This is a genomic window from Rubellimicrobium roseum (assembly GCF_006152145.1).
Taxonomy (GTDB): domain Bacteria; phylum Pseudomonadota; class Alphaproteobacteria; order Rhodobacterales; family Rhodobacteraceae; genus Rubellimicrobium; species Rubellimicrobium roseum.
Window position 1 is genome coordinate 36,922 of the sequence record NZ_VDFV01000028.1, and the last position, 12,765, is coordinate 49,686.

The 12,765-nt window shown below is 66.3% G+C and carries 14 protein-coding genes; 7 read left to right on the forward strand and 7 right to left on the reverse strand.

Annotated features, from left to right (window positions below; all coding sequences use genetic code 11):
- Positions 1–12: 12 nt before the first annotated feature.
- The 5 genes from FHG71_RS15615 to FHG71_RS15635 are packed head-to-tail and all read left to right on the forward strand — an operon-like array spanning position 13 to position 5,795.
- Complete coding sequence (locus FHG71_RS15615; protein ID WP_139082634.1) at positions 13–1,221, forward strand: levoglucosan dehydrogenase; 1,209 nt, start codon at positions 13–15, stop codon at positions 1,219–1,221.
- A 41-nt stretch (positions 1,222–1,262) separates the two neighbouring features.
- On the forward strand, positions 1,263–2,846 hold the full coding sequence (locus tag FHG71_RS15620) for an alpha/beta hydrolase domain-containing protein (protein ID WP_139082635.1): 1,584 nt from the start codon (positions 1,263–1,265) through the stop codon (positions 2,844–2,846).
- 57 nt (positions 2,847–2,903) lie between these two features.
- Positions 2,904–4,526 carry a sugar ABC transporter ATP-binding protein gene (locus FHG71_RS15625; protein ID WP_139082636.1) on the forward strand — a complete coding sequence of 541 codons (1,623 nt, stop codon included), beginning with the start codon at positions 2,904–2,906 and terminating at the stop codon, positions 4,524–4,526.
- Positions 4,519–5,490 (forward strand): ABC transporter permease, encoded by a 972-nt coding sequence (locus tag FHG71_RS15630; RefSeq protein ID WP_139082637.1) that lies wholly within the window; start codon positions 4,519–4,521, stop codon positions 5,488–5,490. The genes FHG71_RS15625 and FHG71_RS15630 overlap by 8 nt, the downstream gene beginning before the upstream one ends.
- A gap of 2 nt (positions 5,491–5,492) precedes the next feature.
- Positions 5,493–5,795 (forward strand): putative quinol monooxygenase, encoded by a 303-nt coding sequence (locus FHG71_RS15635; protein ID WP_139082638.1) that lies wholly within the window; start codon positions 5,493–5,495, stop codon positions 5,793–5,795.
- A gap of 138 nt (positions 5,796–5,933) precedes the next feature.
- On the opposite strand, the gene FHG71_RS15640 is transcribed toward FHG71_RS15635, so the two are convergent.
- A complete protein-coding gene (locus FHG71_RS15640) occupies positions 5,934–7,106 on the reverse strand; it encodes a tetratricopeptide repeat protein (RefSeq protein ID WP_139082639.1) in 1,173 nt (390 codons plus the stop codon).
- 83 nt (positions 7,107–7,189) lie between these two features.
- Complete coding sequence (locus FHG71_RS15645; protein WP_139082640.1) at positions 7,190–7,477, reverse strand: winged helix-turn-helix domain-containing protein; 288 nt, start codon at positions 7,475–7,477, stop codon at positions 7,190–7,192.
- A gap of 163 nt (positions 7,478–7,640) precedes the next feature.
- Here FHG71_RS15645 and FHG71_RS15650 point away from each other — a divergent pair, with 163 nt between their 5' ends.
- Positions 7,641–7,826, forward strand: coding sequence for a hypothetical protein (locus FHG71_RS15650; protein WP_139082641.1), 186 nt, complete (start codon positions 7,641–7,643; stop codon positions 7,824–7,826).
- Between the two features lie 583 nt (positions 7,827–8,409).
- Complete coding sequence (locus tag FHG71_RS15655; protein WP_139082642.1) at positions 8,410–8,595, forward strand: hypothetical protein; 186 nt, start codon at positions 8,410–8,412, stop codon at positions 8,593–8,595.
- 8 nt (positions 8,596–8,603) lie between these two features.
- On the opposite strand, the gene FHG71_RS15660 is transcribed toward FHG71_RS15655, so the two are convergent.
- The 5 genes from FHG71_RS15660 to FHG71_RS15680 all read right to left on the reverse strand — a co-directional run.
- Positions 8,604–9,443 carry an aldo/keto reductase gene (locus FHG71_RS15660; RefSeq protein ID WP_139082643.1) on the reverse strand — a complete coding sequence of 280 codons (840 nt, stop codon included), beginning with the start codon at positions 9,441–9,443 and terminating at the stop codon, positions 8,604–8,606.
- A gap of 62 nt (positions 9,444–9,505) precedes the next feature.
- On the reverse strand, positions 9,506–10,081 hold the full coding sequence (locus FHG71_RS15665) for a type 1 glutamine amidotransferase domain-containing protein (RefSeq protein ID WP_139082644.1): 576 nt from the start codon (positions 10,079–10,081) through the stop codon (positions 9,506–9,508).
- Positions 10,082–10,122: 41 nt separating this feature from the next.
- Positions 10,123–10,455 (reverse strand): FmdB family zinc ribbon protein, encoded by a 333-nt coding sequence (locus FHG71_RS24765; RefSeq protein WP_139082645.1) that lies wholly within the window; start codon positions 10,453–10,455, stop codon positions 10,123–10,125.
- 65 nt (positions 10,456–10,520) lie between these two features.
- Entirely contained in the window at positions 10,521–11,627 is a 1,107-nt protein-coding gene (locus FHG71_RS15675; protein WP_246045474.1) for a glutathione-independent formaldehyde dehydrogenase, read from the reverse strand.
- A gap of 400 nt (positions 11,628–12,027) precedes the next feature.
- A partial coding sequence (locus tag FHG71_RS15680) for a response regulator transcription factor (protein ID WP_218014112.1) occupies positions 12,028–12,765 on the reverse strand: 738 nt, incomplete at its 5' end.

Genomic DNA, 12,765 nt, shown 5'->3' on the forward strand with positions numbered 1-12,765 from the left:
GGAGATATCCCGATGACCCGCGTCATGAACGTCGCCATGATCGGCGGCGGTTTCATGGGCAAGGCGCACGCCATGGCCTACGCCTCTATGCCCATGTTCTTCTGGCCTGCCCCCGCCATTCCCCACCGCAAGATTGTCGTGGACGTTACCGACGCGGCTGCCGAAGCGGCGCGCGAGCGGTTCGGCTTCGAGGAGGCCTCTTCGGACTGGCGGGCCGTGGTGGAGCGCCCCGACATCGACGTGGTGGACATCTGCACGCCCAACAACGTCCATGCCGAGATCGCCATCGCCGCGGCCAAGGCGGGCAAGCACATCATCTGTGAGAAGCCGCTGGCGCGGACGATCGAGGAGGCCCGCGCCATGGCTCAGGCCGTGCGCGAGGCGGGCGTCATCCACATGGTCGCCTTCAACTACCGCCGCACGCCCGCCGTGGCGCTCGCCAAGAGGTACATCGAGGAAGGCCGGGTCGGCCGCATTCTCAACTTCCGCGGCACCTACCTCCAGGATTGGTCCGCCGATCCTGACGGCCCGCTCTCCTGGCGCTTCCAGAAGCGGATCGCGGGCTCGGGAACGACGGGCGACATCGCGACCCATGTCGTGGACCTCGCCCACTACCTCGTGGGGCCGATTGCCGAGGTGAACTCGATGGTCCACACCTACGTCAAGACCCGGCCGATCCAGCAGGGCGGGGTGGACAAGCTCGGCGCCTCCGAGAAGTCGGCCACCGCCGAACGGGGCGAGGTGGACGTGGACGACGAGGTGATCTCCATGCTCCGTTTCGAGAACGGCGCGGTGGGCTCCCTTGAGGCGTCCCGCAACGCCTGGGGCCGGAACAACTTCATCACGTTCGAGATCCACGGCACCGAGGGCTCGATCCACTTCAACTACGAGCGCCGCGACGAGCTCCAGGTCATGTTCCGGAACGACCCGGCCGATGCCCGGGGCTTCCGCACCATCTACACCGGCCCGGCGCATCCCTATGGCGAAGGGCTCTGGCCCATTCCGGCCCTCGGCATTGGCTACTCCGAGACCAAGATCGTTGAGTGCCGCGACTTCTTCGCTGCCATCGCCCAGAACAAGCTGCCCTCGCCCAACTTCGAGGACGGACTCAGGACCGAGTATGTGGCCGATGCGCTCCTGCGGTCCGGCGAGACTGGGCACTGGGAGCGGGTCGAGGGGGCGGCTGGCACCGAAAGGCAGTGGACGAGGGCGCAAGCCTGATCCTCGCAAGACTTCACAGAACCAACAGGAGGAGGCCCACCATGAAAGCGAGTTATATCAGCCTAAGAAGTAGGTTCACGGCGAGCACGGGTATCGCGCTGTGCTTGGCTGGCCTGCCCGCTGCGGCCGATACTGCGCTGCCCACCGTCGAAGGCCCGATCCCCGAAACCGAGACCTCGCAGATCTTTACGACAGGCGGTACTGATCTTGCCGCGCATGGTTATGAGATCGCCGAGTACCTCGTATCGGGCGAAGCGAACGTCTACAACTGGGGTTCGGACGGTGCGGCCGAGACGCCGCAGGTCGTTGTGCCGGATGCGCCTTACACCACACGGATGATTATTCGCCGCCCGTCCAATCCGCAGGACTTCAGCGGCACGGTCTGGGTCGAGTTGAACAATCCCTCGCGTGGCTGGGACGTTGAGGTGCAGTGGCCGGTCCTCCAGGACAAGGTCATGCGGGACGGTGACATCTGGGTTTCTATCACTGCCAAGCCCAACGTCATCGCCTCGCTTCAGCGCATTGACCCTGAGCGCTACGGCCGCCTGTCGATGGCGAACCCTGTCCCGGCCGAGGAGCAAGCCTGCGGGCTGCTGCCCGATGACGAGGGCTACGACGAGAACCTGTCCCGCCTCTACGAGAACGGCCTTGTCTGGGACATGATCAGCCAGATCGGTGCGCTGGTGCGGGATGGTTCGGAGGGTTCGCCCTTTGCGCGCTATGACGTCGAACATGTCTACGGGACAGGCGAGTCCCAGACAGGGTTCTTCATCAACACCTACGTCAACAACTTCGCCAATGATGCGACCCTGGCGGATGGACGCCCGGTCTACGACGGGTTCGTGTCGGCTTCGGGCGCGGGGCGGACGGTCCCGATCAGCCAATGCGTCGAGGCGATGCCCGTGGACGACCCGCGCGGGCAGCTTCCGGCCACGCATGCACCGTTCATCCGTGCCGACGCACAGGGCGATGTCTTCTTGCTTGGTAGCTACAGCTGGCGCCGTGAGGATAGCGACGATCCGAAAGCGGGCTACCGCCTCTACGAGATCGCTGGTGCCCCGCACGGACCAGCCTTCATCACCAACTACCAGCCCGATCCTGAAGCGATCAAGAGAGCGGGCAACCTGCCGACGCAGGTGGCCTACGAATACGGCGGCGCGGAAGCCACGGCGAACCACCTTCCGCGTCAGTACCTTGAGGCGGCGATGTACGCCAACCTCGAGCGTTGGGTTGAGGATGGCACGCCGCCGCCCAAGGCTGAGCCCATTGCTACCAAGCCCGGCACGTCCGAGACCCTGTTCGGTGACACAATCGATGCGACGTTCGCCACCGACGAGCATGGAAATGTCCTGGGCGGGGTGCGCAGCCCTTACCTCGATGTGCCCACGGCGACCTATTACGAGAGTGCGACCCCGACTGAGGGGCTGCCCTACGCCTGGTCCTTCGGCCACCAAGAGGACTTCGGCACCGCCAAGCTGCACCAACTCTATGGGGTGGTCGGCGCCCATCAGAACTACCTCGAGCAAGTCAAAGAATCGGTCGAGGCGCTGCAAGCCGAAGGATGGCTGCTGCCCGAAGATGCGGCAAGGATCGTCACCGAGGCGGAACTGAAGCCCGTTCCCTGAGGCAATGAGGAGGCCGCGCCTCGGCGTGGCCTCCTGCCATTTTCAACAGAGGCCATCATGACGGATTTAGCTTACGGTACCAAGTCTGGTCCTGTCAGCAACGTGGCCGCCGCGCCTGCGGCCGTCCGCATGACAAGCATCTCCAAATCGTTCGGCGGCGTCCGCGCCCTCGACGGGGTGGACTTCGAGGTGCTTCCGGGTGAGGTCCACGCCCTGCTCGGCGGCAACGGCGCGGGCAAGAGCACGATCCTCAAGGTGCTGAACGGCGTCCACAAGCCGGACGCCGGCACCGTCGAGGTCAACGGTCGGGTCCTCACCGCGCACACGCCCGAGGAGTCCCGCGCCGCCGGCATCGCGATGAACTACCAGGAGATGAGCCTCATCCCGACGCTCACCGTCGCGCAGAACGTCTTCCTGACGCGCGAGGCACGGACGGGGCAGGGCCTCATTGATGACAAGGAGGCCGAGCGGCTCACGGCCCAGATCTTCGACCTGCTCGAGGTGCAGGTCGATCCCCGCGCCCGCGTGGGCGACCTTGGCGCGGGCCAGAAGCAACTGACCGAGATCGCCAAGGCGATCGGCAAGGACGCCAAGGTCTTGGTCCTCGACGAGCCCTCGACCGCGCTCGCCGTGTCGGACGTTGAGCGGCTCTTCATCTTCCTGCGCAAGCTCAAGGCCAAGGGCGTGGCTATCATCTATGTCAGTCACCGCATGGACGAGATCGCCCGCATCGCCGACCGCGCCACGATCCTGCGCGACGGGCGGCACGTCATCACCGCGCCGCTCTCGGAGCTGCCTATCGACAAGATGATCGAGCACATCGTCGGCAAGAGGTCCAAGGGGCTGGCCGACGTGGTGCGAAGCGACATGGCCCGGGGCGAGGTGCTCCTCGAGCTCAAGAACGTCACCGGGCTGCACAAGCCCGACAACCTCAGCCTCGCGGTCCACCGGGGCGAAGTCGTGGGCCTCGCCGGGCTCCTGGGCTCGGGCCGCTCGGCCACGGCGCGGGTGATCTCCGGGGTGGAGCCCGCCATCCGGGGCGAGATCCTGGTGAAGGGGCAGCCTGTGACGCTGCGCAAGGCCGGTGACGCCATTGCGGCAGGCGTGGCGCTGGTCCCTGAGGACCGAGCGCGGCAGGGGGTGATCCCCGCCCACTCCGTGGCCTCGAACCTGACGCTTGGCATCCTAGACCGACTCCAACGGGGAGGGCTCGAGGATCGCGCCAAGGTTCGCGAGGTTGCCGACGCACAGATTGCCCGTCTGTCGATCAAGACTGCGAGTCGCGACCACGCGGTCTCGACCTTGTCAGGCGGCAACCAGCAAAAGGTGGTGATCGGGAAGTGGCTCGCGCTCGACCCCGACGTGCTCGTGCTGGATGAGCCCACGGCGGGTATCGACATCGGATCCAAGTCCGAGATCATCCGGCTGGTGCGAGACCTCGCGGCCCAGGGCAAGGCTATCGTCTTCATCTCGTCCGAGCTTTCCGAGCTTCTCGTCGCCTGCGACCGGATCGTCGTCATGGCCGACGGGCGCGCCCACTTTGACCGGCCGCGCGCTGCCTTCGACGATCCTGAGGTGCCTGAGCACGACTCCGGGCACCGGCTTCAGGCCGCCGAGCGCAAGCTGCAAGTTGCCATCCAGCAGGCCCTGACCGCAGGGCAGGAGAGGTCCCATGTCTGACGCATCCCTCGCCGCCCGCAAGGGTCGCGCACCCAGCCCGTTTTTTGCCAACTGGCGGCAGTACATCATCTACATTGGATTCGTTGTCATCTTCCTCGTCTTCGCGGCGACGCTGAACGACAAGGGGTTCCTGAACCCCAACAACCTCCTCAATATCGTCCGCCAAACGGCGATGATCGCGGTAATGGCCATCGCCATGACCTTCGTCCTCTCGGCGGGCGAGATCGACCTTTCGGTGGGCGCGGTCGCAGGTCTGACCACGGTGACGGTCGCTATGGCCATCGCGGCGGCCGGGCCGGTGGCAGGCGTGCTTGCCGGGCTGGCCACGGGGCTCGCGGTGGGCATGTTCAACGGCTGGCTCACCACGCGGATCGGTATCCCGTCCTTCCTCACGACGCTCGCGATGATGGGCATCGCCAAGGGCGTCGCCATGTGGATCTCGGACACGGCGGCCGTGCCGATCTTGTCGCCCGGCTATTCCTGGATCTTCGGCGGGGGCTCCATCGGTCCCATCCCGGTCCTCCTCCTTTGGACGTTGATCCTGGGCGTCGTTGGCCACGTCGTGCTGCGCCGCACGGGCTTCGGGCGGCGGGTGCTTGCCACGGGGGGCGGTGAGACGGCCGCGCGCTACTCGGGGATCGACACGCGCTCCGTGAAGTTCCGCGTCCTCGTCATTTCCTCCATGGCGGCAGCGCTCGCGGGGATGCTCTATGCGGGCCGCCTCCAGTCCGGGCGCTTCCAGCTTGGCGAGGGGGACGAGCTGTCGGTCATCGCGGCCGCCGTGCTGGGGGGCACGAGCCTCTTCGGCGGGATGGGGACTGTGATCGGCACCATCGTCGGGGCTCTGATGATCGGGCTCATCAACAACGGGCTTATCCTGATGGGCCTCGACTTCAGCCAGCAGCTCATCGCGCGGGGTGGGATCATCATCCTGGCCGTGGCGCTCAGCCAGAAGAAGTCCTGATCATGGTACCTGTCACGATCATCGGAACGGTGGTGGCGAAGCCCGAGACGCGCGAGGAGCTGGAGCGGCTCCTCGCCGCGCAGGTCGAGCCCACGCGGGCCGAGCCGGGCTGCCTCAACTACGACTTCCATGCCGACGCTGAGGATCCCTGCACCTTCGTCTTCTACGAGAACTGGAGGAGCCAGTCCGATCTCGACGCGCATATGCTCATGCCGCACCTCTGGCCACTCGTCTCACAGATCGACCGGCTCCTCGCCCAGCCCGTGGAGATCCGGCACCTGACCATGTTGAGCGAGATGGCCTGAGCTGGGCCGAACGGTATTGAGGCTCAGTGGGATCAGGCCCGAACAATCATTCGGACCCTCGTTGAGTAAGTATCAAGGGCTCGTTGGTCTAAGGGCTGAATGGCCCTCGGCGCAGACGAGTCAGCCAGAGAGTGCGAGCTATTGGATCCCTGCGGCCCGGAGTCCCTTGAGATAGGCTGGGTTCCGTTCCGCCACGGCGGGTGGCACGCTGGCAGCCAGCTTCTCCATCGTCAGCCCCGGATGGCTCTCCAAGAGCTTGCGCGCGGCGGCCGTTGCGTTCTCGACATCGCCGATCCGGCCATAGAGGCTGGCCAGGAGGCGATAAGCCCAGGTGATCCCGGGCGTGTTCATGAGCGCCTCGTGGATCATGCGGATCGCCAGGTCGTAGTTGCCCAGTTCCGCCTGTGCTCCTGCCGCGCCGATACGCATGTTGAAGAGAAAGGGATCCAGCGGCGAGAGGCGCTTTGCCCGATCGAACTCGACGAGCGCCTCCGCAGGCCGTCCATCATATACCAAGGCCCACCCCAAACGCAGCCGCCCCCAGGCGTTGTTGGGGTCGAGATCGAGGGCACGGCGCACGAACGCCAGAGCGCGCGCGCTGTCTGCGACTGCCATGGAGTGGGCCGCGCTGATGGCGACCAGCGCGGACGCATCGTCTTCCACCCGTTCCGCGGCGAGACTGGCCAGACAAAAGGCCTCTGCCCGGTCGGCTGCGGCGTCCTCCGACCACATGTAGCTGGGTTGTTGCACGACCGCCCAAGCCTTGTAGGCGAGGGCTCGGACATCGTGAGCGTCTACCGCGATAGCCCGCGAGAGCAGCTCGATAGCCTTGGCGTTCTCCTCGCACCGATGCGCCCAGAAGTGGGGCAGGGCGCGCAGGACCAAGGCCCGGGACTCGTTGGTGACGGTACAGTCCCGGTCCACACAAGCGATCTCGGCCGCTCGCACCTTCCCGGGCAGCTGGCCGGCCACCTGGGTTGCGATCCGGTCCTGAAGCTCGAACAGGTCGCCCACCGTATCCTCGAAGCGATCCGACCAGAGCGTGTGGCCGGCGGCGTTCAGGAGACTTACGCCAACCCGCAGCCGTTCGCCGGAGCGACGGATCGTTCCTTCGACCAGGTACTCCGCGCCCAGGATCCGGGCTGCGGTCCGCGCATCCGGCCGCTGATCGCGTAGAGCAAAAGCGGACTGGCGCGCGATGACGTGGAACTCGTGGACCCGGCTCAGGGCCGAGGTGATCTCGTCGACGAGGCCGTCAGCCAGAACGTCGGAGGGGCTGTCTGCCAGGTAGTGGAACGGAAGGACCGCCAACGCCGGCAGGCCGTCCGACCAGGTCGGGGCCTCCGGTGGCGTGGTCTTCGCCTCACCGGGGCCCTCGACCTCGACGGGAGCTATCAGGCGGAAGCCGCGTCGGGCACAGTCTCGATGACCCGTTGGGCTTTGCCGCTGTCGCCCACGGCCTTGCGAGCCGCGTTGATGCGGGCGCTGATGGTGGCGTCCGACACGATCAGCCCATCCCAGACCTCGGCAATCAAGGTGTCGTGCGTCACCAGATCGCCGCCCGAACGCGCCAAGAGATGCAGCAGATCGGAGACCTGTGGCTCGACGTGCAGGACTTGGCCGTCCCGCTCGAAGACGTGGCGGTGGGTGTCGAGGCTACAGGCGGCGAAATGGTACTTCACGGATGAGGTCCAGGGCTGGCTGGGCGAAGCTTACCACGGACGGCCGTGGCAGCAGTGTCAGACGCGAAAGACAAGCCAATCACAAGACATTCGCAAGAGCGCATTCAAGCACAAGGACCGCGCCTCGGAGAGGATGGCACCAAACTGCCTTAGGGAGGCTGACATGCACCCCGTCCACGAGATCACACGACCCACCGTTCTGCCCGCGCCAACGCCGCTGTTCCGCCGCCTGCTCGACTGGCTGGTCGAAGTCGATGCCCGCTACCGCGAGGCGCGCCGGATCGAAGGATTAACGGAGGAGCGCCTGCGCGACGTCGGGCTGACACGGGCCGATTTCACTCGCAGGTGAGCGCGTCGCTTTCGGCCAAAATTTCGTTCCACCTACGATCTGCACAGCCTCGCACGAGCCAAGCTACGCTTCCATGTCGACGTCCCGTGTCTCGCGGCCGATCAACAGGGCTATGAGCGTGACGTGACCAGGGCCATGGCTGAATCGCTGAGGTATGGGTGTCGGGCGAGGGGACCTTCCATTTCTCACTGTGAACAGGCGAGGATGCCATCTTAGCTGTGGGAAATCACGCGCTGTGGACCGCGCTCTCGCACCCTGACGACGAGAAGCAATCGAGAGCCCGCACGTAAGCGGACTTTCTTGACCTGAACGCCTCCGGTCGCCAGTCAGAGCGGCGCGGGCCTTCCTGGCCGAGTCGGAGAAGAGCCTGCGGCAGCATCGCGCTCACCTGGCCCGGCTCCTGGGCTAGGGACTACCCCGCGAGGCGAGCGGGCTGTTGGAACACTGGAGAAAGCCGCGAGACTGGGAGCCATGCCGGACCTGCTGACCCAAAGGGACCACCGCGCCCGGGCCGACCGCGAGATCGCCAAAGGCGACCCCCGGGGTCGCCCGCCGAGCCCTCCGGGTCGAGCAGTGGCGTGCTGTGGGGCAAGACACCCGCCGGCGCGAGGCGGTGCTGGCGGAGAGGGTGCAGTCCCTGGATCTCCTGCGCGAGATCCGCGCCGAGATCGATCGCAGCACCGAGGAGATCGTAGGCGGTCCTGACCCCCACGGCCCCGATCCAGTCCCGCATCGCGAGGCGCTCCTTCTTGCTGTGCCAGAAGCCTGATCACAGGCCTACAGCATGGGAAGCCGGCGCGGCCGGGGGCCAAGCGGGAACACGGCGTCGATCCGGGCGAGCTCGGCTTCCGTCAGCCGCAGCGCGCCTGCGGCCGCGTTGTCGGCGGCGTGCTCGGGGCTGGACGCCTTGGGGATCGTGAACAAGGATGGCCGCCGCACCAGGAACCGGAGGGCCACCTGGCGCGCGGTCGCGCTGTGGTCTGCTGCGATGTCCTCCAGCACGCTGCCGCCGGGTGCGCGCGGGCCGGGAAAGCTGCCATGACCGAAGGGGCTGTAGGCGACCACGGCGACGCCGTGCGCCTCGCACCAGGGCTGCACGGCGTGCTCGATCGCGCGCTCCTCCAGGTTGTAGAGCACCTGATTGCAGGCGATCCGGCCCTCGCCCCCGGCAGCCCAGGCGGCATCGAGGTTGGGCACGTCGAAGTTGCTCACCCCCCAAGACAGGATCTTGCCCTGTTCTCGGAGTCGCTCGAAGCCGGCGAAGGTGTCCTCGAGCGGGTGCGGACCGGGCCAGTGCAGGAGGTAACAGTCCAGCCGGTCGGTGCGCAGGCGCGCGAGCGAGCGCTCGCAGGCCGCCACGGTCCCGGCACGCGAGGCGTTGCTGGGGAGGACCTTGGAGACGAGGAACACCTCGTCCCGCCGCCCGGCGATGGCTTCGCCGACCACGGCCTCGGCATCGCCGTACATCTCGGCGGTGTCGAGGTGGGTCATGCCGAGATCGAGGCCGCGGCGCAGGGCGGCGACCGCGGTGGGCCGGTGCGCGTCGTCGATGTACCAGGTTCCCTGGCCGATGACTGCCACGTCGCGCGGCACGGAACCGAACGGGCGCCGCTCCATCCCCTCCGGTTCCGACGGAGACGAAGGCGCGTGCTGCGCAGCGCCGGCTGGGGCGGCAGGTTTCATTCGGCCGCTGCCTGCCGTGATGGCCCACGTGCGCTGGCGAACAGCTTGATCACCTCGGGGTTGAAGGCCGGGATGTCGTCGGGTTTGCGGCTCGTGACGAGGCCCTGATCAACGACGACGTCTTGATCCACCCACTGCGCCCCGGCATTCTGGAGGTCGGTCTTCAGCGACGGCCAGGAAGTCAGGCGCCGCCCGTGTGCGGCGCCCGCCTCAATGATGGTCCAGGGGCCGTGGCAGATCGACGCCACGGGCTTGCCGGCGTCGAAGAAGGCCTTCACGAACGCGACCGCCTCGGGCAAAGCCCGCAGTTTATCGGGGTTGATGACGCCGCCCGGAAGAAGGAGCGCGTCGAAGTCTTCGGGCCGGGCGCTGTCGAGGGCCATGTCCACCGGGAAGGTGTCGCCCCACTCCTTGAAGTTCCAGGCCTTCACCTGGCCGTCCATGGGCGACACGAGCCGGGTCTCGGCGCCTGCCTCGTCGAGGGCCTGGCGCGGCTCGGTCATCTCGACCTGCTCGAAGCCGTCCGTCACCAGGATCGCGACCTTCAGTCCGTTGAGGGTTTCAGCGGCCATGTTCGTGTCTCCGTTCGACAAGAGTTGGGTTTGGGCGGCGCTCACCGCCCGCTCAGACGCACCGGCCCGCTCGACGAGAAGACGCGACCGCCCTTCGAGGACAGGGCGCTCGGGATGGGTGACGCACGCGCGCAGCAGCCGCAGCCGGCGGGATGGGACGCCTTCGGGGCACGTGGGCTGCTCACATGACGCTCGTTTGAAGCAAGGGCGCTGCGCCGGGTCGGGTCCATGCCGGCGATGGCGGGGGCCCTGCGGAACGTTCGCGACGCCTCGGCCCCGCAGGCCGGGCAGGCGCAGGGATCACGGAACTCCGCCATCGGCCGCATCGCCGTGAACGGCCCGCACGCTGGGCAATCGTAGTCGTAGTTTGGCATGGCATCCTCGAGGCGCGAAGCGACGGAGCGGCCGAGGGAACAGCCGCCCCGCTGGGGTTGGTCGGTCACGCGGCCGGCTTGAGGACCACCTTGGTCCAGCCGTCGTCGCGCGCGTCGAAGTGCTGGTAGGCGTTGGGTGCGTCACCCAGCGGCAGTTCATGCGAGACGATGAAGGACGGCTCGGCGCGGCCCGTCGAGATCAGGTCTCGCAGCTGCCGGTTGTACGCCTTGACATTGCACTGGCCGGTGCCGATCGTCTGACCCTTGAACCAGAAAAGGCCATAGTCGAAGACGATCTCGCCCTGCTTGTAGAGCGGATCCTGGGGCGCCGGATCCTGCGGCGTGTAGACGCCGACCACCCCGATGCCGCCGGTGAACTTCACTGACCTTACCAGGTCGTTCATGGTCATGTTGGGGTGCTCGTGGCCGTCCGGGTCATGGGCCTGGTAGCCAACGCACTCGCAACCGCGGTCGGCGCCGAGGCCGTTTGTCAACTCAAGGACCTGGTCCACCGGGGAGCCCTTGGAGTCGTCGATGGTCAAAGCCCCGATCGAGCCTGCGAGGCGCAGACGGTCGGGATGGCGGTCGACGACCATGACCATGCAGGCGCCCTTGATCATCGCGGCGTGAGCCGCCATGAGGCCGACCGGCCCGGCTCCGTAGATGACGACCGACTCGCCGGGACGCAGTCCTGCGAGCTCGGTAACATGCCAGCCGGTCGGGAAGATGTCGGCCAGCATCACATAGTCGTTCTGCCGCTCCTCCGCGTCCGGCGGCAGCTTCAGGCAATTGTAGTCGCCGTAGGGGACGCGAAGAAGGTCGGCCTGACCGCCCCGATAGGGTCCCATATCGGCGAAGCCGTACGCGGCACCGGCCATGTTCGGCATGACGCTTCGATCCGCCGTGGTCAGGCAGAAGGCGCTCAGGCCGCGCTCGCAGTTCTTGCAGAACCCGCAACCGATGTTGAAAGGGATGGCGACCCAGTCCCCAACCTTCACCCGGTCCGCCGCGTCGCCCACTTCGGCCACCTGGCCGAGGTTCTCGTGCCCGAACACGCCGCCCTGCGGGAAGTCGGTTCGGCCCTCATACATGTGCAGGTCGGAGCCGCAGATGTTGGTGCTCGTGATCCGTACCAGAACGTCCGTCGGCCTCTCGATCCGCGCGTCCGGCACGTCTTGCACCGCAACATCGCGCGGTCCGTTATAGACAACTGCTCTCATCGCGTTCTCCCAATCTGTAGCCGCATGCTCGCCAGGGAAAGTGTTGTGCAGTCTCCGGCGGACTATACGGTTCATCCCTTAGGGGTTGAACCATCGGTCGAGTTGGGCCCCAGCCGTCAGGTCTTGATTGGTCCCTATGTCGGGGATTGTCATACTTCCATTGGCGTTCAGCGGCTCAGCTTCAGTGGCCGTGTAGGCGCAATTTTTCCATTGGACCGGCGTTCTGAGGAACTGTCCGGAACTTTCGTGAGGTGGTCGATTTACAGGACAGGGAGCAGGCAGGCGGGTCTTCGAGGGATCTCACCCCCTGCAACTATTGGAAAGCTCGCCACAAACCGGGGCCGCATAGTGTTTAATGCGCGCCGCTTGGTGTGATACCTGCGGCCAAAGCGATCTGGAGCAGTTCGGTCAGGCTGCCCGCATTGAGGCGGTTCATCACCTGGGCGCGGTGAAGTTCCACGGTGCGAGGGCTGATCCCGAGCTTCTGACCAATGGACTTGTTGGTCCCGCCTCCGAGCAGGCCGACGAGCACCTCACGCTCGCGGGGCGTTAGCCTGGCCACGCGGGCATCGGCGTTCTCATCGCGAGTCGTCAGCCGCACCATGGCATGACACTCCGCCAGGGTCTTTGCCAGCAACGTGCGGAGAGACGCCTCGTCCTTCGCGATCACGTAATCCGTGGCGCCTGCCTTCATTGCTGCAACCCCGGTCATGGCATCGGTGGTGGGTGCATCGAGCGCGACCGTCGGCAGCGGGATCGACCGTGCCCTGAGTTCACGCAGGATCGAGAGTCCCTCCTTCCTTCTCCTGCGTAGGTCTACGAGCACGCACCCCGGCGCGAGCACCGTGGCAACGTCGAGGAAGGTGGAGGCGCTATCGAAGATCTGCGCCCGGTGTCCGATCGAGCGAACAAGGCCCGCCAACCTGCGGACCTCAGCGGCCGTGGTGCTGACGATATAGACCTGGTTGACCTCCTCTTGGGTCAGGTCCTCGGTGATCCCGCCGATCCGGGTCACGTTGCGGCGTTGTTGCGCAACTCGAGTTGAGGCCGAGTTCGCCCCTTTCCCCTCGAGGTCAGGCGACGCGCGTGA